Raw genomic sequence first — 21,216 nt, 5'->3', positions numbered from 1 at the left:
CCGGTCCGGGCGACGGCGGGTCAGCCCACCGTGCCCTGGACCAGGGGCAGTTCGAGGGTCCCGGTGTCGTCGGGGGTGCTGGCGACGGTCACCGGCTTGACTCCTCGGTTGCCGGAGTACGCCGTGTCGCTCGCGGCGATCACCAGCTCCAGCCGGTGGCCGGTCTCGTAGCGGTGGACGACGGCGGGCAGTTCGACGGTGAAGGGGCGGGTGACATCGGGCACCCGCACCGGCGCCACGAGCCGGTTGACCAGGGTCTTCGTGCCGTCGGGGGCGACGTCGTAGAGCTTGGCGAAGAGCACCAGCTTGTCGGCGGCGTCGCCGGAGTCCTGGACCCGCTCGGCCGCCGGGGAGTCCACCTTCAGGGTGGCCTTCGGGGCGCCGACGAGGTCGACGGGGGCGGTGAGCGGGGCGGTGGTCCAGCCGAGGTAGGTCCCCGGGGTGTCGTACGGCCGGGGGTCGGGCAGTCCGATCGTCCCGGCGAGCGAGGACTCCGAATGGCTCGTCGGGACCAGCCAGTTGCTGTACCGGCGGGACCCCTCGGCGACCTTGGCGCGGTTGTCGACGAGCTTGCCGTCGCCGGAGAGGTACAGGCGCTGGCTGAGCGCGGGGACGCCGTCGGCCGTGCCGTAGCCGCTCTGCCCTTCGCGGTACCAGGCGAAGGCCGGGCCGGTGTCCGCGGCCGTGTTCTTCCGCAGGTACCGGTCGAACCATCCGAGGATCCGCTGCCCGACGTAGCTGCTCTCCAGGTTACCCTGCCCCAGGTCGAGTTCGCCGGGCTTCTGACCGCCGCTGTGACCCCAGGACTGCCAGATCATCCGGGTGTCGACGCCGCGCTCGCGCAGCCGGTCGTAGGTGGCCCGTGCCTCGTTGAGGTTGAACAGGGTGTCGGCCTGGCCCTGGACGAGGAGCGTGGGGGCGGTGATCCGGTCGACGTACGAGACCGGGGAGACGCTGCGGGCGTAGGCGAGCATCTTGTCGGTCGCGGCCTTCGGGTAGCGGCCGGAGTTGAGGAGCCGCACGGTGTCGCAGGCGTCCGTGACGAAATGCAGACAGCCGAGCGAGTTGATCCGGCTGGGGTCGAGGGAGGGGACGAGGAGCGGCTGACCCTCGCCCATCAGATAGAACCCGTTGGCCCACTGCCATTTGAAGACGCCCGGGGTGTCGCGGTCGGCGGCGTTGGGGGCGAGGGAGTACGCGAGGTCGTTCCAGGTGATGAGCGGGACGAGGGCGTCGACGCGGGGGTCGACGGAGGCGGTGGCGAGCTGCACCGCGCCGCCGTACGAGCCGCCGATCATGCCGACGCGCGGGTCGCCGGCGCCGTCGCGGGTGACGAAGTCGGCGCGGGTGCCGTCGTCGGCGGCCAGGGCGCCGGCGAGGAAGTCGACGAGCCGGGCGGCGGCGCGGCCGTCGGTCTCCGGAGCGTCGAGCGATATCAGGCAGCCGGACTTGCCGAAGCCGAGGCCCGAGTAGACGAGGCCCACGTAGCCGCGCTCGGCGAAGGCCTTGCCGATGGCGTCGGTGGAGCCGTCGTTCTTGCTGCCGCCGAAGCCGTTCGTGGCGAGGACGGCGGGCGCGGGGTGCTCGGCGTCCACTCCGGCCGGCCGGTAGAGGTCGGCGTCGACGGCACAACTCCGGCCGCCCGCCTGGACGGTGAACCGCAGCGGGGTCACGGTGTAGGCGCCGGCGGCGGTCTCGGCGCCGCTCGCGGGGGCGGCGAGCGCCAGGGGCGCGGCGAGCGCGGCCGCGCCGGCCACGAGCGCGAGGACCTTGCGGGATCGGGGCACGGCACGGGACACAGGGACCTCCATGCTGAGGACGACACCGGGGGGACCCAGTCGCCTACCGACTGGTAGGTACCTGGGCAGCGCCCATGCTGTGACACGTGTCAGAGCCCGTCAACGCTCCGGACGAAGGTTGTTGACGGAGATTCGGTGAAGACGGGGCCCGGGGGCCGGCCCGCCCGGCGCCTCAGCGCAGGGCGGGTACGTCGAGGGTGAGGGTGCCCCGCTCCGCGTCGAGGGTGCCGCTGATCCCGAGGGGCATGGTCAGCGCCGTCTCGCTGTGGCCGAAGCCCATCTCCTCCACGACCGGCACCCCGAGGCCGCCGAGGCGGTCGACGAGGACGGCGCGTACCTCCTCGTAGGGGCCGCACTCCACCCAGGAGCCGAGCCCGATGCCCGCGACCCCGTCGAGGTGTCCGGAGCGCAGGAGTTGGGTGAGGATGCGGTCGAGTCGGTACGGCTCCTCCCCCACGTCCTCAATGAGCAGCAGCCCGCCCCGGGCGGACGGTCTGCCGTGCCGGGTGCCGAGGTCGGCGGCGAGGAGGCTGACGCAGCCGCCGAAGGTGACGCCCCGGGCCCGCCCCGGCACCAGGGCCCGTGCCGTCTCCAGGCCGAGGGTCAGGACCGATTCCGGCTCGAACAGGGTGGCGCGCAGCGACTCCCGGGTCCGCGGGTCCGAGAGGAAGGTCCCCGCGGCGACCATCGGGCCGTGCAGGGTGGCGAACCCCGCCCGGACGGCGAGGGCCTCGTGCAGGGCGGTGACGTCGCTGTACCCGACGAACGCCTTGGGGCCGGCCTCCCGGATCGCCCGCCAGTCGACGAGGTCGACCATGCGCTGTGCCCCGAATCCGCCGCGCGCGCAGAGGACGGCGGAGACCGTGGGGTCGCACCAGGCCTCGGTCAGGTCCCTGGCCCGGTCGCGGTCGGCGCCCGCGAGATGGCCGAGGGTGGGGTGGGTGTCCAGGACGTGCGGGGCGACGACCGGATCGAGGTCCCAGCCGCGCAGGACGTCGAGCCCGGCCCTCAGCCGCTCCTCGGGGACGGGCCCGCTGGGGGCGACGACGGCGACCCGGGCGCCGGGGCGCAGCCGCTCGGGCCGGGTCAGCGGTCCGACGTGCGGCCGGGCCGCCGCCTCGCCGTGGCCCCCGGTGGGCGCGGGTTCGGGCGCGGGATCGGGCGCGGTCACGTCCGGTACTCCAGGTCGGGCACGTCCGTCCGGGTGATACCGAAGACGCGTGCGTACAGGGCGAGTTCGGCTTCGAGGGCGCGCACCATGGTGTCCGCCCTGCGGAAGCCGTGGCCCTCGCCCTCGAAGGCGAGGTAGGCGTGCGGGACGCCCCGGCCGGCCGTGCGGGTGAGGAAGCGCTCGGCCTGGGCGGGCGGGCAGATGACGTCGTCGAGGCCCTGGAGGAGCAGGAAGGGCGCGGTGACCCGGTCGACGTGCTCGATCGGTGAGCGCTCCTTGTAGCGGGCGGGCACCTCGTCGATCGATCCGATGAGGCCGTGGAGGTACTGGGACTCGAAGTCGTGGGTCTCGTCGGTGGCCCAGCCCCGCAGGTCGAGGATGGGGTAGATGATCGTGCCGCAGGCGTACACGTCGGTGGCGACGAGGGAGGCGGCGGTCGTCCAGCCGCCCGCGCTGCCGCCGCGCACGGCGAGCCGGGCGGGGTCGGCGGTGCCCTCGGCGGCGAGCGCCGCCGCGACGGCGGCGCAGTCCTCGACGTCGACGACGCCCCACTGTTCGCGCAGCCGCTCCCGGTACTCCCGGCCGTAGCCGGTGGAGCCGCCGTAGTTGACCTCGGCGACCCCGATGCCCCGTGAGGTGAAGTAGGTGATCTCCAGGTCCAGGACGAGCGGGGCGTGGCCGGTGGGTCCGCCGTGCGCCCAGATCACGTACGGCGGCAGCTCGTCCGGCGGGCCGGTGAATCCGGGGTGGTGGGGCGGATAGATCTGGGCGTGGATCTCCCGGCCGCCCGGTCCGGTGAACGTACGGACGCGGGGCTCGGGGTGGTGGGCGGGGTCGACGGCGTCGGTGTGCGCGGCGCCGACCACGCGGGTGCGGCCGGTGCGGGTGTCGAGTTCGACGAGTTCGTAGGAGCTGTGGGGGCCGGCGGCGACGCCGATCGCCCGGGTGCCGTGGGCGGCGAGCGTGGGGGCCCATTCGGTCCAGGGCCCCGCGGCGTCGACGAGGGCGCCGCGCTCCGGGTCGAGGATGCCGAGGGAGGTGGTCCCCTTGCCGTGGACGACGGCGATCAGCCCGTTCTCCAGAGGGGCGAACCAGTTGAGGCCGATCTTCCAGAGCGGGCCGCCGAACTCCTCTGCGCGAGGGCAGAGGGCGGCCTGTTCGCCGAGTCCGCCGCGCGGGTCGAGTTCCGCCCGGTAGAGGTTCCACCAGCCGGTCCGGTCGCTGACGAGGAGCAGCCGTCCGGCCGCGTCCCAGTCGACCTGCGGGATCGACTCGGCGGGGCCGCCCGCGACGGTCGTGGCCCCGTGGAAGGTGCCGTCGGGGGTGACCTCGGCGAGCTGGACCTCGGTGCCGTCCCAGGGCATCCGGGGGTGGTCCCAGGCGATCCAGGCAGCCCGTCGTCCGTCCGGGGAGAGCCGGGGCCCGGTGACGAACCGGTGGCCGTCGTCGGAGAGTTCGCGGACGGCAGCGCGGTCCTCGGCGGCCGAGCCGTCGAGCGGTACGGCGGCGATCACCCGGCGGACGTCGGTGGGCGAGGGTCCGGTGAACTCCTCCAGGACGCACCACACCTCGCCCCGCTCCCGGTGGATCACCGGGTCCACCCAGCGCAGTCCGCCGCCGGTGCCGGAGACGGGGGTGAGGGGCCGGGGCGTGGCGTCGGGGCCGGCGTCGGGCTCGTACGCGTAGAGCCGCTGGTCGGGGAAGTGGCAGAACACCAGGAGCGGGCCGCCGGCCGGGCGGGGCACCGCGGCCCAGGGGAGGCCGCCGTACTCGATGACGCGGCTGCGGACGTTCCACGGGGCGGGCAGCACGCCCTCCTCGGTGCCGTCGGCGCGCCGCCGGACCAGGGCCCGCCGGCCGCCTTCGGCGGGGCGGGGCTCCGTCCACCACAGTTCGTCGCCGACGACGCCGGGGTACTCGGGCCGCCCGTCGTGGGCGGCGGCGAGCGCCGCGTCGACGGGTGACGGCCAGCTGCCGTAGGCGGCCGTGGTCGTGGTCATCCCAACTCCCCCTGTCACGCGGTCCTAGGCGGACCTCAGATAGTGGTCGAGCACCCGGACACCGAAGTGCAGGGCGTCCACGGGTACGCGTTCGTCGACGCCGTGGAAGAGGGCACCATAGTCCAGACCGGGGGGCAGCCGGAGCGGCGAGAAGCCGTATCCGGTGATGCCTAGCCGGGAGAACTGCTTGGCGTCGGTGCCGCCGGACATGGTGAACGGCACGACGTGCCCTTCGGGGTCGAAGCGCTCGACGGCGGCCTTCATCTTGGCGAACGTCGGCGAGTCGACGGGGGCTTCCAGGGCCACCTCGCGGTGGTGGAACTCCCACTCGACGTGCGGTCCGGTGAGCTCGTCCATGGTGGCGGCGAACTCCTCGTCGGTGCCCGGCAGGGTCCGCCCGTCGATGTGGGCGACGGCCTGGCCGGGGATCACGTTCACCTTGTACCCGGCGTCGAGCATCGTCGGGTTGGTGCTGTTGCGGAGGGTGGGTTCGACGAGGGCCGCGGCGGGGCCGAGCTTGTCGAGGAGGAGGTCCACATCGACGACGGGCCCGCTGGTGTCGACGTCGAGGCCGTACACGGCGGCGAGTTCGGCGAGGGCGGCGCGGACGGTCGCGGTGAGGCGGACCGGCCAGGTGTGCGAGCCGATCCGGGCGACGGCGTCGGCGAGCCGGGTGACGGCGTTGGCCGTGTTCACCTTGGAGCCGTGGCCCGCCCGGCCGTGGGCGGTCAGTTTCAGCCAGGCGGTGCCCCGCTCCCCCGCGGCGATCGGGTAGAGGGTGGTGCCGGGCTGCGGGTGGAAACTGAACGCCCCGGACTCGCTGATGCCCTCGGTGCAGCCCTCGAAGAGCGCGGCGTGCCGGTCGGCGAGGAAACCCGAACCGTCCTCGGCGCTCGCCTCCTCGTCGGCGGTGTAGGCGAGGACGATGTCGCGGCGCGGCCGGACGCCCTGCCGGGCCCAGGAGCGGACGACGGCCAGGACCATCGCGTCCATGTTCTTCATGTCGACGGCGCCGCGGCCCCAGACGACTCCGTCGCGGACCTCGCCGGAGAAGGGGTGGACGCTCCATTCGGCGGGGTCGGCGGGCACGACGTCCAGATGGCCGTGGACCAGGAGCGCGTCGGCCGTCGGGTCGGTGCCGGGGATGCGCGCCACCACATTGGTGCGGCCGGGGGCCCGCTCCAGGAGGGTGGGCTCGATCCCGGCGGCGGCGAGCCGCTCGGCCGCGTACTCGGCGGCGGGGCGCTCGCGGCAGTCGCCGCCGCCCCGGTTGGTGGTGTCGATGCGGATGAGCTCGGAGGTGAAGGTGACCACCTCGTCGAGCGCCGTCGTGTCCGGACCCCGGACCTCCTCAGCCATACTGCTCCTCCACCGCGGCCGAGACGATGGTCGTGACCGCCTTGAACGTGCGAATTGCCTCGTACATCGTCCCGCTGGTGTACGCGACGCGCCGCTCGGCGGCGCGCGCCACGCCGGGAACCACCGTGGCGGCCGCGCCCAGGTGCTCGGCGTCGAATTCCAGCTCCACCGTGAAGGGGCCGCCGCGGACCGGTTCGTGGCGCACGGCGAGCGCGGCGCCGGTCTTCGCCGCCGCGCGGATGTCGGCGGCGGTTCTCGCCGGGGTCCGGCACACCGCCGCGTACCGCGAGACGTGGTCCTTGACGGCGACCTTGGGCGCCTCGGGGGCGTATCCGAGGGCGTCCTCGCAGGTCAGGTCGTCGCCGGTGACGAGGACGACGGGGACGCCGTACTCCGCGACCACATGGGCGTTGAGCAGGCCCTCGCTGGCCCGCTCGCCGTTGAGCCAGACGCCGGTGATCGAGTTGGCGAGATAGGTGTGGGCGAGGACCCCCTCGGCGCCGGCTCCGGTGTGGTACCCGACGAAGGCGATGCCGTCGACGTCCCCGTGCTGCACGCCCTCGACCATGGACAGCGACTTGTGCTTCCCGGTGAGCATCTCGGCCCGCTCGTCGAGCCGCTCCAGGAGCAGGTTCCGCATGGACCAGTGCGCTTCGTTGATGAGGACCTCGTCCGCGCCGCCGTCGAAGAAGCCGAGCACCGCCGCGTTCACATCGGAGGTGAACATCGAGCGGCACCGCTCCCACTGGGGCGTGCCGGGCAGCACGTCGGCGGGCCAGGTGACACCGGTCGCGCCCTCCATGTCGGCGCTGATGAGGATCTTCATGTCTGGCACCGTACGCGCCGCCCGGCGGCGTCACCACCCCTGTGGAAAACCGCCGTTGGAGTGGACCACTGACGATCACCGGGACGGCGGTACGGATCACCCGGACGCCCGCGCGTACCCCCTGGGGTCCTCCTCGGCGAGGCGCCGCAGGGCGGCTTCGGCCCGTGTCTCCGGTGGGGTTCCGTCGTCGGGGAGGTACCAGAGGAACTGCCGTTCCCCCTGCCCGGTCCCGGCGCCGTCGGCCGTCTCGCCGTCGGCCGCCGGCGGGCCGTGGAAGGTGACCACGGTCGTCTCCGGCGACCAGTGGTCCGTGGAGATCCAGCCGCGCCGCAGCCCCCAGCGGGTGAGCAGCTCCGGGCGCTCGCGCAGCCCCGCGCCGATCAGCCACGCGGTGCGGCGGGCCGGCCAGCTCCAGCTCTGGTCCCGCTCGGCGCGGGCGATCTCGGCGTCGTACGCGTCGGCGTCGAAGCGGTACGCGGGGAGGTCGGGCCATCCGCTCGGGGCGCCCGGCCTCCGCCAGCCGTCCCAGACCACGTGGGCGCCCTCGCGCCGCACGGTGACGTGGAGCGCGCCGCAGCAGCCCTCGGTGCAGTACGCCTCGGCGATCCGCACCTCGCGGGGTTCGGGCCCGGCCCGCAGGGCGCCGTTGGCCAGGAGGCGCTCGGGCGGTTCGCCGGGGCCCCGTTCGAAGGCCACGGGGACGAGGGGCCGCCCATCGACGAGGAGGCGGGTCTCGACGCCGTCCGGGTCATTGGGGTCGGCGACGGCGACCTCGATCCGGAGGCGCGGTGCACCGGCGGCCTCCTGGGGCCGGGCGGCCCGGAGCTGCCGTACGGCACGGCCGATCCAGTCGGCGCGGTGCCGGTCCCCGGGCGCGGGAACGTCCCCGGGTTCGGTGACGACGCCGGGTTCGGTGACGACCCCGGGCGGGGTGACGTCCGCAGGCGCGGCGACGACGGCCCCGGGCGCCGCGAGGTCCCCGGGCGCGGCGACGACTCCGGGCGCCGTGCGGTCCCCGGGCTCCGCCGTGTCCCCCACGGCGGACAGCAGCAGCGCCATCAGTTCCCGTCTGCGCCCCGGCGGCCAGGGCAGCAGGTGCGCGGGGCCGCTGTGGAGGCCCTGGGCAAGGGTGACCAGGCGGGCGCGGTGGTCGAGGAGCGGGGGCAGTTCGTGGGTGCGGGCGGCCACCGCCTCGTACAGGTCGACGGCGCCGTCGTACCTGCGCAGCTCGTCCTGGTAGCCGCGGCCGCTGCCCATCCGAGTGAGGAGGCGCAGCGCTTGGACGAGGAGTTCGGGGCGGTCCGGCTCCCGGCGCAGGAGCGCGGGCAGGTCGAGGGCTTCCGCGAGGCGCCGGGCGTGCTCGGGGCCGAGGTCCCGTGGGGCGTAAGAAAGCCCGGAGAGCCGTTCGCGTACGGCGGTCCCGTCGTCGGCGGCCAGCGCGTCGGTGACTCGTCTCAGGGCGTCGCCGCGGGCGAAGTGGACCAGCCACAGCACGGCGGCGGCCTGCCGGTCCAGGCCCTCAAGGGCGGTGACGGCGTGGCGGCCGAGGCCGTCGAGGAGACCGAGGGTGCGCAGGTACGGCACGTCCTCGGGCTCGCCGAGCCGGGTCAGGAGGCCGAGGCCCGCGGCCACGGCGCGGACGGTCGTCCCGTGCCGGGTCAGGCACCGCGCGAGTGCGCGGGCCCGGTCCCGGTGGGCGGGCTCGCCCGGCAGGGGGATCGCGGTGAGGGCCGCGAAGACGGCCCGCTCACGGGCGGGGGTCGCGGCGAGCACCCGCTCCAGCTCCACGGCGGCCCGCTCGGGGTCCGGGGCGGTGAGGAAGGGGCGGACGAGCGCGGGGACGGCGAGGCGGGCCTCGCGGGTGGTGAGGACGGGGGCCGTGAGGTGCGCGGTGGCCGGGTCACGCGACGGGCGCGCGCCCTCGGGCAGCGGAAGGCCGCCCTGGGGAAGGGGAGCGTGGGGTGCGGCGTCGCGCAGGCCCTTGGCGTACGCGTGGAGGGAGGGTGCGAGCGTCGTGCGCTCGTACGGCGCGCTCATCGCGCGGGGTGGGACTCGATTCCGTAGGTCATGGCAGCATCCTGTGCGTCGACCGTCCGCCGCGCCAACGCTTTTTCCCGCGCCCGCCGCGTGGAAGAGGACGAACCGTCATCAAGGGGTGCGTATAGGCTGTCGGCCGCAGTTCTCGTACCCGACCTTCCGGAGTGCTCTCGGTGACCATCGCCCTCGACCCTTCCGACACCTCCCCCGCCGTCCCCGCGCCCGCCGACACCTCGGAGGAGTTCTGGGTCCAGCAGCCCGACCCGCAGGCCGCCGCGCCCCACGCGGAGACCGAGACGGAGCCCGCGCCGGGGTCGGAGCCGCAGGCGGAGTCGGAGCCGGCGGGTGATGAGCCCGCCGCCGAGGAGGTGGCCGCGGCCGACCTCGACCCCGTCGTCGTCCGCGACGCCGAGGACTTCGGGGTCTACGCCCGCACCGGCGGCTGGGCCTTCGCGCTCAAGGTGGCGCGCAGCGTCCGGCCCGGCGGCCAGCCCGCCGAGGGTACGGCCGCGACGAAGGTCTCCGCGAAGGCCTTCGCCCGGCTCGCGGGCTGCTCGCCGGAGCGGGTCATGCGCTACTACAAGGCCTGGGACATGGCGGCCGACGACGGTCTCGTCCCGCAGTTCGAGGTGCTCGTCCCGGGCGAGGACATCGAGCTGCCCGAGGCGGACGTCTGGCTCTCGTACTACACCTCCCGCAACAGCGCGACGTCCGTGCGCGGTCAGGCGATCACGGCGGCGGCCGAGGCGGAGGGCATCCGGCCGACGAAGGCCCTGGAGGTCGCCGAGAACCCGACGGCGCTGCGGGCCGCGATCCTCGCGGACCCGGGCACGGCCGAGGCGGCCCGCGGCGCGCTGCTCGACCGGATGAAGGAGGACCCGGCCCTGCAGACCGAGATGGCCCGTGCCATCGCGCGCACCGACGATCTGAAGAAGGCGGTGGCGAGCGAGGCGAAGGCCGCCGACCGCATCGGCTACGTGCGCCAGATCGTCGAGAACGGCCAGATCAAGACCCCCGCCGGGCAGACCGTGGACGCGCCGGCCGAGCTGCGGGCCGAGGCCGAGCGCCACCTGTCCCTCCTCGACGAGCTCGACGACTCCGAGGAGGCGGGCGAGTGGGCCGGTGAGGCCTACGACACCGTCAAGGGCCTGGTGGCCAAGGCCGTCGAGGAGGATCCGGCGCTGCGCGTCCAGGAGCGGCGGACGAAGTTCTACAACAGTCTGCAGAAGGCGACGAAGGTCTTCGAGGAGCTGACCCTCGACGAGGTCCTTGAGGAGGAGATCTTCGAGGACGACATGCTCCAGCGCCTCGAGGCCCTCCAGGAGGCGATCAGCTCCTGCATCAACACGCTGCGCAAGGCGTCCTCGACACCTTCCTAGCGGTGTCTTGCCGATCAGGCCGGGCGCACGGCCCCGCGCGGGGTCACCCGGCCTGCCCGTAGTCCCGCAGCGTGATGTTCTCCGCGGTCCTGCGGGCGATCCTGGCCGCCATGTTCTTGCCCGGCAGATAGGGCAGGAGCTGGTAGTAGCGGTTGAGGAGGCCGGCCATCAGGCGGCTGCCGGGGACCATCAACCGGGCGACGCCGTCGCCCATCTTCCGGCAGCCCTCGGCGTACTCCCGCAGCTCCTCCTCGTAACGGGCGAACGCGACCCGGTGGTCGCCGTGCGCGGCGGCCAGTTCGCCCGCCAGGACGTACGCGCCGACGAGGGCGAGTCCGGTGCCCATGCCGGACAGCGAGGAGGGGCAGTAGGCGGCGTCGCCGAGCAGGGCGACCCGGCCGCGGGACCAGGAGTCCATCCGGACCTGGCCGACCGAGTCGAAGTAGAAGTCGGGCGCGTGCCGCATGGCGTGGAGCAGCCTGTCGCACTCCCAGCCGGTGCCGGCGAACTGCTCGGCGAGGACCGCCTGCTGGCGCTCGACGTCGCGCCGGCCCAGGTCCAGGGCCTCGGAGGCGAAGTAGAAGACGGCCTTGGCCTCGGCGTTGTGGCGGGCGCTGTAGAGCGCGGCGAGCTTGCCGGCGGTGCGGTAGGCGTGGCCGGTGTGGTCGAGGCCGAGGTGGTTGGCGGTGGTGAAGATCGCGCAGTGCACGCCCAGGTGGCGCACGAACCGCTCCTCCGGTCCGAAGGCGAGCCGGCGGGTGGTGGAGTGGAGTCCGTCGGCGCCGACGACCAGGTCGAAGCGGCGCGGTGCGGCGCGCTCGAAGGTGACGGTCACGCCGTCGGCGTCCTCGGTGAGCGAGGTGACGGAGTCCCCGAAGACGTACTCGGTGTGCTTCTCGGTCGCGTCGTGGAGGATGCGGGCGAGGTCGCCACGGAGGATCTCGACGTCTCCGGCGAACAGGTCGGCGGGCAGCTTCGCCTGCGGCTTGCCCGCGCTGTTGACGTACGACATGGAGCCCATGCCCGTCCTGGCGGCCCGGACGGCGTCCAGGAGGCCCATGCGGCGCAGGACCGTCAGGTGCGCCTCGCCGCGGAAGTCGACGGCGTAGCCGCCGTCGCGGAGCGCCGGGGCGCGCTCGACCACCGTGACGTCGAAGCCGTGGCGGTGGAGCCAGAGGGCGAGGGCGGGGCCCGCGACGGAGGCGCCGGAGATCAGGACGTGGATGTTCTTGCCGGTCTTCGGGTTCTTCTTGTTCGCGTTCGTCGTGTCGGCGTTCTTCGCGTTCGGGTTCTTCGTGTTCGTCGTCTGCGCGTTCGTCATGGGCAGAGCTTCGCCGGGGGCCCTCACCCCGGGCTCACCGCGCGCTCACCGCTCCTCACCGGCCTCCGCGATGCTCGCCACGACGTCCTCCGGGAGGCCCAGCAGGCGGAGCGCGCCCGGGGTGTCGGGTCCCATGACGGCGGCCGACCCGCCCGCTTCGCGGTACCGGGTGCGGGCCGTGCCGGAGTCGCCGCGCGCCTCGGCGATCCGGCCGAGTCCCGCGAGGGTACGGACCCGGGTGCCGACGCTCCTGATCCAGTGCGGGTCGGCCCGTTCGAGGGCTTCCGTGTAGAGGCGCTCCGCCCCGGCCGGGTCCCCGGCGAGCAGGGCCGTGTCGCCGAGCCCGCGCAGGGCCGCCGCGAGGCCGGTGGAGCTGCCGGCGCGGCGGGCGAGGGCGGCGGCCCTGTCGTAGTCGGCGCGGGCCGACCCCGGGTCCCGGCCGATGTGCTGGTCGCCCCGGTTGACGAGCAGGTCGGCGCTGTCCTCGAGGGCGCCGATCCGCTCGGTGAGCGCGAGGGCCTCGTCGGTCAGCGCGGTCGCCCTGGCGAGGTCGCCGCGCCCGGCGGCGAGGCCCGCGAGGGCGTCCAGGGCGAGCGCGGTGCCCCACCGGTCGCCGAGCGCGCGGAAGTCCTCGGCGGCCGTGCCGAAGGCGCGTTCGGCGCGGTCGGTGTCCCCTTCGCCGAGCGGGCCGAATCCGGAGACGTACCGAGCGGTCGCCCGCGCCCACGGCTCGGGGCTGTCGTGCAGGGACGAGACGAGGGCGAAGGCGCTCCGCGGGTCGGCCTCGCCCGCGCTGCGCAGCATCCACAGGAGGAGGGCGACGGGGTGGCGGCCGGTGCGCCCGTCGGCCCAGGCGGCGGCGAGTGCCTTCTCGGCGCTCGTACGGTGGCGCTGCCACACCGGGCGCCCGGCGGTGCCTGAGGCGGCGAGCAGCACGCACAGCACGTACTCCTCGCCGAGGCCGGGCGGGGGCTCGCCGTCCAGCTGGTCCAGGAGCGCGATCGCCGACGGTGCGACCGAGGCGGAGGCGCCCCGGATCCAGAGGTACGTGGAGGCGGCGGCCAGCAGCCTCAGGCCCGCCGCCGTGTCCGGGGCGTCGACCGTCCGGCGTACCGCCGCGAGGAGGTTGCCGTGCTCGGCGGCGAGGACGGGCAGCCACTCCAGCTGTTCGGCCCGCCGCAGGTGGGGGTCGGCGGTCCGGAGCAGCTCCAGCAGCCACTGTCCGTGGGCGCGTTCGACGACGTCCCGTTCGGTGAGGGCCCGCGCGGCGGAGGCGTCGGCGGTGCAGACCCCCTCGCGGGAGGCGCGGTCGGCAGTGATCCCAGCGGTCGCCTCACCGGAGGCCCGCTCGCCGGGCGCGGGTTCGGCAGGGGTCGATTCGTCCTCGGGGGCGTCGAGTCGTTCCGAGGCGTACGCGGCGATCGTCGCCAGCATCCGGTAGCGGCCGCCCGCCACCTCCAGGAGCGATTTGTCGACGAGCGACTCCAGCGTCTCGTCGTCGGTCGCGCAGACCCGCGGCGCGGCCCCGGCCGTCGCGCCGCCGGCGAAGACCGTGAACCGGCGGGCGGCCCGCCGCTCCTGCGCGGAAAGCAGGTCCCAGCTCCAGGCCACCACCGCGCGCAGGGTCCGGTGCCGCTCGTCGGCCGTGCGGCTGCCGCGGGCTCCGACTCCAAGCCGGTCGTGGAGCCGTGCCGCGAGGTCGGCGACGTCGAGGGTACGGACCCGGGCCGCCGCGAGTTCGATGGCCAGCGGCAGGTTGTCGAGCGCCGCGCAGATCCGGCCGACGACCCGCTGGTCGGCGGTGAAGCCGCGCCGCGCGGCGCGGGCCCGGTCGGTGAAGAGGCGCACGGCGGCGGCGCCGTCGAGCGGCCTGACCTGCCAGAGGTTCTCGCCGGTGATGCCGAGCGGCTCTCGGCTGGTCGTCAGGACGCGCAGTCGTGGACAGACCGCGAGCAGCCGCGCGACGAGCGCCGCGGCCTCCTCGACCACGTGCTCGCAGTTGTCGAGGACGAGCAGGAGCGTCCGGTCGGAGAGCGCGGCGGCGAGCCGGTCGGCGGGACTCCGCGCGCCCGCCCCGATGCCGAGGCCGTTCTCCCGCAGGCCCAGCGCGCTCAGGAGTGCCTGTGGCAGGGCGGCGCCGTCGCGCAGCGGTGCCAGCTCCACGAAGCAGACGTCGCCGGCCGCGGCCTCGTGGCGTCCGGAGACCTCGATGGCCAGCCGGGTCTTGCCGACCCCGCCGGGGCCGATCAGCGTGACGAGCCGGGCCGCCCGCAGCAGGCCGGCGACCTCGGTCACCTCGTCGCCGCGGCCGACGAACGACGTCAGCTGCGCGGGCGGCGCGGCGGGCGCGGGAGCCGAGTGGGCGCTCAGCAACTCCCGGTGGAGTTCGCTGAGTTCGGCCGAAGGATCGGCGCCGAGTTCGTCGGCAAGGCGCCGCCGGGTCTCCTCGTACACCATGAGCGCCGCGGCCTGTCCGCCGTCGGCGGCCAGCGCCCGCATCAGTAGTCCGGCCGGCCGCTCCCGCAGCGGGTGCCGGCCGACCAGTTCGCGCAACTCGGGTATGACGGCCCGCGGGTCGCCCAGTCGGCACTCGGCCTCGATCCGGTCCTCCAGGGCGCCGAGCCGGTGTTCCTCGAGGCGTACGGCGGCGGGCCCGGCGGTCTCGCCGTCGGCGAGGCCGTCGAGGGCGGGCCCCCGCCACAGGGCCAGCGCCTCGCGCAGCGGCGCGAGGGCGCCGGCGGGGTTCCCTGCGCGCAGGGCGGCGCGCCCTTCCTCCGCCAGGCGTTCGAAGCGGCCCGCGTCGACGTCGTCCGGCGCGACCAGGATGCGGTAGCCCGCCCCGGCCTGTTCGATCACGGCCCCGGAGCCGAGGGCCTTGCGCAGTCGGGAGATCTGGGACTGGACGGCGTGCGGGGACACCGCCCCGTCCGGGTCGGCGGCGTCGGCGAGCCGGTCCGCCGGCACGACCGCTCCGGGCCGGACCAGCAGCAGGGCCAGCAGCGAGCGACGGGCCGGACCGCCCAGCGGAACCTCGGTCCCGTCGTCGTACCAGGCCCGTGTCTCACCGAGGATTCCGAACAGCATGCCGGTGATTATCCACGGGAGTTGATCACTCTCCGGGGCCGTCGGCGGCGGTGAGCGCCCGGTGGGCGCTCACCCGCTCGCCTCCCGCTCACCGGCCGGTGCGGGCCTCAGTCCTGGTGGCCGAGTTGGAGGTCGCGTTCGGTGCGGCCGCCGCCGGCCATCTGGAGGACGGTGGCGACGGGCGGGTAGCCGGCGGCGATGACGGTGTACTCGCCGGAGGAGAGGTCCACGAAGCGGAAGGTGCCGTCGGCGCCGGTGGTGAGGGTGTCGACGACGTTGCCCGCCGCGTCGAGCAGGGTGACCCGGGCGTCCTCGACGGGGCGGCCGCCGCCGGCCCGTACGGTGCCGCGGAGCACCGCGCCGCCGGCCAGTTCGATGTCCTGGCGGGTCTCGCGGGAGGCCTGGACGCTGACGGGGAGCGCGGCGGGCCGGAAGGCGGGGGCGCTGGCGGCGAGCGTGTACTCGCCCGCGACCAGTTCGGAGATGACGTATCCGCCCTCGCGGCCGCTGCGGGTGGAGGCGACGACCTCGCCGCGGACGTCGGTGAGGGTGACGGCCGCGTCCCGTACGGGGGTTCCGTCGGCGGTGACGACGCTGCCCGCGAGCCGTCCGGCGCCGCCGAGGACGACGTCGAGCTCGATCGGCCGGTCGCCGACGGTGACGGAGACGGCCTGGGGCTGGTGTCCGCCGGCCGCAGCGATGAGGACGTAGGCGCCGCTGCCGGGGGCGCTCAGCGCGTACCTGCCGTCGTCGCCGCTGGCCCCGCGGCCGACCTGGCGGCCCTGGACGTCGATGAGGGTGAGGGCGGCCCGGGGGACGCGGCTGCCGTCGTGGTGTCGGACGGTGCCGCAGACGGGGAGTCCGGAGTGCGGCGCGGCGAGGGCGGTGGCCGCGGGGGCGGCGTGGCGGGCGTGCGGGACGGCCTGGACGCTGCCGAACTCTTCGGCTCCGGTGGCCTCGGTGGTGGGGCTGTGGTGGGACACCAGCGGTTTCTCCTTGAGGAAGAAGGCGAGGACGAGGCCGAGCACGAGGACCGGCACGAGGTAGAGGAAGATCCGCGGCATGGCGTCCGCGTACGCCTGGATGTAGGCGTCGCGGACGGCGGGCGGCAGGGTGTGCACCGTCTGCGGGGTGATCGACTCGGCGGGCGGCAGGGCGGTGGTGCCGCCGGCCAGGACGCCGGTGAGCCGGTCGCCGAGGGCGTCGTCGAGGCGGGAGGCGAAGAGGGTGCCGAAGACGGCGGCGCCGACGCTGCCGCCGATCTGGCGGAAGTAGTTGTGGGCGCTGGTGGCGGTGCCGACGTCGGCGGGGCGTACGGAGTTCTGTACGGCGAGGACGAGGACGGGCATCACCAGGCCGATGCCGGTGCCGAGGACGGCCTGCCAGAGGCTGTACTGGGGGCGGGGGGTGTCGACGTCCATCCGGGACAGCAGCCACATGCCGAGGACGGACAGGGCGCCGCCGAGCAGGGGGTAGATCTTGTAGTGGCCGGTGCGGCTGATGAGCTGGCCGGAGACGACGGAGGAGATGACGATGCCGCCCATGAGGGGGAGCATCATCAGGCCGGACTCGGTGGCGGTGGCGCCCTCGACCATCTGCAGGAAGCTGGGCAGGTAGCTGGCGGCGCCGAAGAGCGCGATGCCGACGACGGCGCCGACGAGGGCGGTGACGGTGAAGACGGAGTCGCGGAACAGCCTGAGCGGGATGAGGGGTTCGGGTGCGAAGTGCTCGACGACCAGGAAGAGCAGGGTGGTTCCGGCGGCGCCGCAGGCGAGGGCGATGACGACGCGGGAGTCCCAGGCGTACTCGGTGCCGCCCCAACTGGTGAGCAGGACCAGGCAGGTGGAGGCGGCGGCGAGGAGCAGGGCGCCGAGGACGTCGAGCCGTGCGGGGGCCGTGGGCTTGGGGAGTTTGAGGACGACGGCGACGACGGCGAGGGTGACGAGCCCGAAGGGCACGTTGAAGTAGAAGCACCAGCGCCAGGAGACGTGGTCGGTGAAGAAGCCGCCGAGGAGGGGTCCGGCGACGGAGGCGAGGCCGAAGGCGGCGCCGATGAGGCCCATGTAGCGGCCGCGTTCGCGGGCGGGCACGATGTCGGCGATGATCGCCTGGACGCCGATCATGAGGCCGCCGGCGCCGACGCCCTGGAGGGCGCGGAAGGCGATGAGCTCGTCCATGCTGCGGGACCAGCCGGCGAGTCCCGAGCCGATGACGAAGACGACGATGGCGAAGAGGAAGACGCCCTTGCGGCCGAGGAGGTCGCCGAGCTTTCCGTAGATCGGCAGGCCGATGGTGGAGGTCAGCAGGTAGGCGGTGATCGCCCAGGACATCCGGTCGAGGCCCTGGAGTTCGCCGACGATCTTCGGCAGGGCGGTGGCGACGATCATCTGCTCGAGCGCGGCGAGGAGCAGCGCGAGCATCAGGCCGCAGAAGACGAGCCGGACGCGGCGGGGGTCGAGGTGGGCGGCGGGTGCGGGGTCGGGCGATGGGGCGAGGCCGGCCGGCGGGCCGTCGGCGGCGAGCGGTTCCGGGTGGGCCGCTCCCCCGGCGTCCGGCGTGTTCTCGGTGCCCTCTGCGTTTCTCACGATCGTGCTCGCACCCACGTACCTGCTCCCCTCGTCACGGCGTCTGCGCCGCGCCATTCTTCGCATTGCGCGCGAAGGGGGAGCAAGTCGGGCGGTACGGGAGGCCGATGGCGCCCGGGGGTCCGAACGGCCCGAGGCTACGGCGCACTTGGGTCGCTCATCAGCGCGTTTACGAGGGGGCCCGCGCCCCCTGGCGCGCGGGGGCGCCAGTGCGGGGGTGCGGGCGATCCACTCGAATCGGTGAACGCTCCGGGCGTTACTTCTCGACCTCGTCCGCCAGCTTGGCGAGTACGGCGTCGTAGATCCGGCCGAGGCCCTTGGGCGCGAAGGTGCGCTCGAAGAAGCCGCCGACGCCGCCGGCGCCGTCCCAGACGGTGGTGACGACGGCGCGGGACTTGCCCTCGCCGGCGGGGGTGACGATCCAGGTCGTGACCATGGAGGAGTTGCGGTCCTTCTCGACGAGCTGCCCGTCGGTGGGCTCGGTGACCTCCAGGAGGCAGTCGCGGACGCGCTTGCTGGTGGCCTGGAGCTTCCAGTGGACGAGGGTGCCCTCGCCGTCGCCGCCCTCGCGCACCTCGTACTCGCTGAAGTGCTCGGGGAGCAGCTTCGCGCGCGTGCCGCTGTAGTCGGCCAGGGCGTCGAACACCGTCTCCGCGTCCGCGGCGATGATCCGTTCCGTGGTGGCCTCGACCTGCGCCATTGACTTCCTCCAGCTCGTGGTTCCTCAGGGGTGTGGGCCTAGAGAACCACGTGGGCTGCGGGGTGCGAAATCCGGGTTGCAACGATCAAGGGAACAGGTGTTCTATTCTGAGCGAACGGTCGACGCAGAGCCATCGAGGAGGCGTCCATGCGCTGGGACAATCTGGGCGACACCCCCGCCGCTCCCGCCGACATCGCCCTGTTCGGTACGGACGCGGTGACCACCCGCACCTTCGACACCCCGGAGTTCCGGGGCATCACCTTCCACGAGATCCGGGCCCGCTCGATCCTCAACCGGGTGCCGGGCGCCTCACGGATGCCGTTCGAATGGACGGTCAACCCGTACCGGGGCTGCACGCACGCCTGCGTGTACTGCTTCGCCCGCAAGACCCACAGCTATCTCGACCTCGACACCGGGCTCGGCTTCGACTCCCAGATCGTCGTCAAGACCAACGCCGCCGAGGTGCTGGCCCGCCAGCTCGCCTCCGCCCGCTGGCAGGGCGCGCACATCGCGATGGGCACCAACGTCGACTGCTACCAGCGGGCCGAGGGCAGATACCGCCTGATGCCGGGCATCCTCACCGCGCTGCGCGACCGGGCCAACCCCTTCTCGATCCTCACCAAGGGCACGCTGATCCTGCGCGACCTGGAGCTGCTCACCCAGGCGGCCCGGGTCACCGAGGTCGGCATCTCCGTCTCCGTGGGCTTCACCGACCAGGAACTGTGGCGCACGGTCGAACCCGGCACCCCCTCCCCGCAGCGCCGGCTCGACGTGGTCCGGACGCTCGGCGAGCACGGCATCGACTGCGGGGTCCTGATGGCTCCCGTCGTGCCCTTCCTCGGCGACCGGCCCGAGCAGCTGCGCGACACGGTCCGCGCGATCGCCGAGGCCGGGGCGAGTTCCGTCACCCCGCTCGTGCTGCACCTGCGGCCGGGCGCCCGCGAGTGGTTCATGCAGTGGCTGCGGCGCCACCACCCGGGCCTGGTGGGGCGGTACGAGCGGATGTACGCGGACGGGGCGTACGCGCCGACCTGGTATCAGCGCCGGATCACCCGTCAGGTGCACGAGCTGGCGGCCGAGTTCGGGATCGGGCCCGCGCACCGGGGCGCGCCGCGCCGGATCCCCGTACCGGAGGAGCCGGAGTCGGCGGCCGCCGCGGAGCAGCTGACCCTGCTGTAGCCGTCCGGGCGGACCGATCACCGGCCCGACCGCTCCTGGGATCATCGGACCGGTCACCTGACACGCCGTCGGATTCCCCTCCGTTCGGGTCAACTCTGGCCGGAAAAGGTCCTGCCGCGCCCCGTTCGGGGCACGGACGCCCTATGACCCCACGCGCAGGAATGCTGATCGCCGCAGGAGCGCTGGTCGCCGGGACGGTCACCGTCCTGCCCGCCGCCCCCGCGGGCGCCGGTGAACCGGCCCCCCGCCCGTTCCCCCCGCTCATCTGGACCGGCTGTGCCACCAAGGCGTACCCGAAGCTCCAGTGCGCCACCGTGAAGGCGCCGCTCAACCACGACGACCCGGCAGGCCGGACCGTCACGCTCGCCCTCACCCGGATCCCGCACACCGCCAAGACCTTCCAGGGGCCGCTGCTCGTGAACCCGGGCGGGCCCGGCGGCAGCGGTCGCGGCATGGCCGGGTACGTGGCGGCCTCGCTGCCCCCGAAGGTGGCCGCCGAGTACGACGTGATCGGCTTCGATCCGCGCGGGGTCGGCAAGAGCGAGCCCGCCCTCGACTGCAAGCCCGGTCACTTCGCGCCGGTCCGCCCGGACTCGGTGCCGGACGGCGCCGAGGGCGAGCGGCTCGCGGTCGAGCGGGCCCAGGACTTCGCCGCGGCCTGCGGCAAGAAGTACGCGGACGTGCTGCCGTACATCGACACGGTGAGCACCGCGCGGGACCTGGACGTCATCAGGCGCGCGCTCGGCGCGCAGAAGATCAACTACCTCGGCTACTCGTACGGCACCTATTTGGGCGCGGTGTACGCGCGGCTCCACCCGGACCGGGTGCGGCGGATGGCGCTGGACTCCGTGGTGAACCCGCACGGCGTCTGGTACGAGGACAACATCGCCCAGGACTTCGCCTTCGACACCCGGCACAAGGACTTCATGGCCTGGGTGGCCAGGCAGGACGCGGTGTACAAGCTGGGCACGGACCCGGCGGCGGTCGAGGCGGCCTGGTACCGGATGCGGGACGCGCTGCGCGCGAAGCCGGCCGGCGGGAAGGTCGGGCCGGGCGAGCTGGAGGACACCTTCCTGCCGGGCGGGTACTACAACGGCTACTGGCCGCGGCTCGCCGGCGCGTTCTCGGCGTACGTCAACGACGCGGACCCGGCGCCGCTGACCGAGGCGTACGAGCGGTACGGGGAGGCCGACGCGGCTGCGGACAACGGCTACTCGGTCTACACGAGCGTGCAGTGCCGGGACGCGGCCTGGCCGCGCGACTGGAGCGTCTGGCGCAAGGACAGCTGGGACGTGCACGCGAAGGCGCCCTTCTCCACCTGGAACAACGCCTGGTACAACGCGCCGTGCGCGTTCTGGCCGGTGGACTCGCTGACGCCGCCGGACGTCAGCAACGACCAGGTGCCGCCGGTGCTGATCCTCCAGGCCACCGACGACGCGGCGACGCCGTACGAGGGCGGGGTCGCCCTGCACCGGCTGATGCGCGGCTCCAGCCTGGTCGTCGAGGAGGGCGGCGGGAACCACGGCGTCACCTTCGGCGGCAACACCTGCCTGGACGACCACCTGGCCGACTACCTCGCCACCGGCGAGGTCCCGCGCGGCCAGGACGGCGCCGAGGTGGACGCGGTCTGCGCCGCGCTCCCGGAGCCGAAGCCCGCGCCGCTCACCCGGTCCGCCGGGGCCCCGGCCGAGCCGTCCGGCTCCGTGCTCCACGGCTTCCTCGGCCACGTGCGCTGAGGGTCGCGGGCCCCTGGACCGGCCCCTGAGAAATGCCCGC

Annotated in this window: 13 protein-coding genes; 3 read left to right on the top strand and 10 right to left on the bottom strand. The window is 74.2% G+C overall.

All coding sequences use genetic code 11. The features are described from left to right. Nucleotides 1–20 precede the first annotated feature (20 nt). The 6 genes from DEJ43_RS31650 to DEJ43_RS31625 all read right to left on the bottom strand — a co-directional run bounded on the left by DEJ43_RS31650 (nucleotide 21) and on the right by DEJ43_RS31625 (nucleotide 9,192). Complete coding sequence (locus DEJ43_RS31650) at nucleotides 21–1,811, bottom strand: CocE/NonD family hydrolase (RefSeq protein WP_041663102.1); 1,791 nt, start codon at nucleotides 1,809–1,811, stop codon at nucleotides 21–23. A gap of 160 nt (nucleotides 1,812–1,971) precedes the next feature. Next, complete coding sequence (locus DEJ43_RS31645) at nucleotides 1,972–2,889, bottom strand: S66 peptidase family protein (protein WP_041664429.1); 918 nt, start codon at nucleotides 2,887–2,889, stop codon at nucleotides 1,972–1,974. Nucleotides 2,890–2,966: 77 nt separating this feature from the next. Continuing rightward, nucleotides 2,967–4,970 (bottom strand): S9 family peptidase, encoded by a 2,004-nt coding sequence (locus DEJ43_RS31640; protein ID WP_041663101.1) that lies wholly within the window; start codon nucleotides 4,968–4,970, stop codon nucleotides 2,967–2,969. 24 nt (nucleotides 4,971–4,994) lie between these two features. Next, complete coding sequence (locus tag DEJ43_RS31635; RefSeq protein WP_015037502.1) at nucleotides 4,995–6,329, bottom strand: M20/M25/M40 family metallo-hydrolase; 1,335 nt, start codon at nucleotides 6,327–6,329, stop codon at nucleotides 4,995–4,997. After that, nucleotides 6,322–7,155, bottom strand: a complete 834-nt coding sequence (locus DEJ43_RS31630; RefSeq protein WP_015037501.1) for a M55 family metallopeptidase — start codon at nucleotides 7,153–7,155, stop codon at nucleotides 6,322–6,324. Before DEJ43_RS31630 ends, DEJ43_RS31635 begins: the two co-directional genes overlap by 8 nt. A gap of 96 nt (nucleotides 7,156–7,251) precedes the next feature. Beyond that, nucleotides 7,252–9,192 carry a hypothetical protein gene (locus DEJ43_RS31625; RefSeq protein WP_015037500.1) on the bottom strand — a complete coding sequence of 647 codons (1,941 nt, stop codon included), beginning with the start codon at nucleotides 9,190–9,192 and terminating at the stop codon, nucleotides 7,252–7,254. Between the two features lie 173 nt (nucleotides 9,193–9,365). Between DEJ43_RS31625 and DEJ43_RS31620 the strand changes: the two genes are divergently transcribed. Continuing rightward, nucleotides 9,366–10,571 carry a hypothetical protein gene (locus DEJ43_RS31620; RefSeq protein ID WP_015037499.1) on the top strand — a complete coding sequence of 402 codons (1,206 nt, stop codon included), beginning with the start codon at nucleotides 9,366–9,368 and terminating at the stop codon, nucleotides 10,569–10,571. Between the two features lie 43 nt (nucleotides 10,572–10,614). Here the strand turns inward: DEJ43_RS31620 and DEJ43_RS31615 are convergent, their stop codons facing one another. The 4 genes from DEJ43_RS31615 to DEJ43_RS31600 form a co-directional block, all read right to left on the bottom strand. Then, entirely contained in the window at nucleotides 10,615–11,892 is a 1,278-nt protein-coding gene (locus DEJ43_RS31615; protein WP_106433776.1) for an FAD-dependent monooxygenase, read from the bottom strand. 45 nt (nucleotides 11,893–11,937) lie between these two features. Further along, nucleotides 11,938–14,976 carry an ATP-binding protein gene (locus DEJ43_RS38400; RefSeq protein ID WP_015037497.1) on the bottom strand — a complete coding sequence of 1,013 codons (3,039 nt, stop codon included), beginning with the start codon at nucleotides 14,974–14,976 and terminating at the stop codon, nucleotides 11,938–11,940. Nucleotides 14,977–15,083: 107 nt separating this feature from the next. Further along, on the bottom strand, nucleotides 15,084–17,579 hold the full coding sequence (locus DEJ43_RS31605) for an MFS transporter (protein WP_015037496.1): 2,496 nt from the start codon (nucleotides 17,577–17,579) through the stop codon (nucleotides 15,084–15,086). A 238-nt stretch (nucleotides 17,580–17,817) separates the two neighbouring features. Next, nucleotides 17,818–18,261: an SRPBCC family protein gene (locus DEJ43_RS31600; protein WP_015037495.1), complete on the bottom strand. Its 444-nt coding sequence runs from the start codon at nucleotides 18,259–18,261 to the stop codon at nucleotides 17,818–17,820. A 147-nt stretch (nucleotides 18,262–18,408) separates the two neighbouring features. Here DEJ43_RS31600 and DEJ43_RS31595 point away from each other — a divergent pair, with 147 nt between their 5' ends. Continuing rightward, nucleotides 18,409–19,440, top strand: a complete 1,032-nt coding sequence (locus DEJ43_RS31595; protein WP_015037494.1) for an Rv2578c family radical SAM protein — start codon at nucleotides 18,409–18,411, stop codon at nucleotides 19,438–19,440. Between the two features lie 143 nt (nucleotides 19,441–19,583). Then, complete coding sequence (locus DEJ43_RS31590) at nucleotides 19,584–21,176, top strand: alpha/beta hydrolase (protein WP_041663099.1); 1,593 nt, start codon at nucleotides 19,584–19,586, stop codon at nucleotides 21,174–21,176. The last annotated feature ends 40 nt before the right edge of the window (nucleotides 21,177–21,216 follow it).

Source organism: Streptomyces venezuelae ATCC 10712, from assembly GCF_008639165.1.
Lineage (GTDB): Bacteria > Actinomycetota > Actinomycetes > Streptomycetales > Streptomycetaceae > Streptomyces > Streptomyces venezuelae.
The sequence above is the reverse complement of the archived record's forward strand: the minus strand, read 5'-3'. Positions and strand labels throughout refer to the sequence as shown.

Coding starts and splice junctions, on each gene's coding strand:
- DEJ43_RS31650 (WP_041663102.1), bottom strand. CDS start 1,811: ATGGAGGTCCCTGTGTCCCGTGCCGTGCCCCGATCCCGCAAGGTCCTC.
- DEJ43_RS31640 (WP_041663101.1), bottom strand. CDS start 4,970: ATGACCACGACCACGGCCGCCTACGGCAGCTGGCCGTCACCCGTCGAC.
- DEJ43_RS31635 (WP_015037502.1), bottom strand. CDS start 6,329: ATGGCTGAGGAGGTCCGGGGTCCGGACACGACGGCGCTCGACGAGGTG.
- DEJ43_RS31630 (WP_015037501.1), bottom strand. CDS start 7,155: ATGAAGATCCTCATCAGCGCCGACATGGAGGGCGCGACCGGTGTCACC.
- DEJ43_RS31625 (WP_015037500.1), bottom strand. CDS start 9,192: ATGAGCGCGCCGTACGAGCGCACGACGCTCGCACCCTCCCTCCACGCG.
- DEJ43_RS31615 (WP_106433776.1), bottom strand. CDS start 11,892: ATGACGAACGCGCAGACGACGAACACGAAGAACCCGAACGCGAAGAAC.
- DEJ43_RS38400 (WP_015037497.1), bottom strand. CDS start 14,976: ATGCTGTTCGGAATCCTCGGTGAGACACGGGCCTGGTACGACGACGGG.
- DEJ43_RS31600 (WP_015037495.1), bottom strand. CDS start 18,261: ATGGCGCAGGTCGAGGCCACCACGGAACGGATCATCGCCGCGGACGCG.
- DEJ43_RS31595 (WP_015037494.1), top strand. CDS start 18,409: ATGCGCTGGGACAATCTGGGCGACACCCCCGCCGCTCCCGCCGACATC.
- DEJ43_RS31590 (WP_041663099.1), top strand. CDS start 19,584: ATGACCCCACGCGCAGGAATGCTGATCGCCGCAGGAGCGCTGGTCGCC.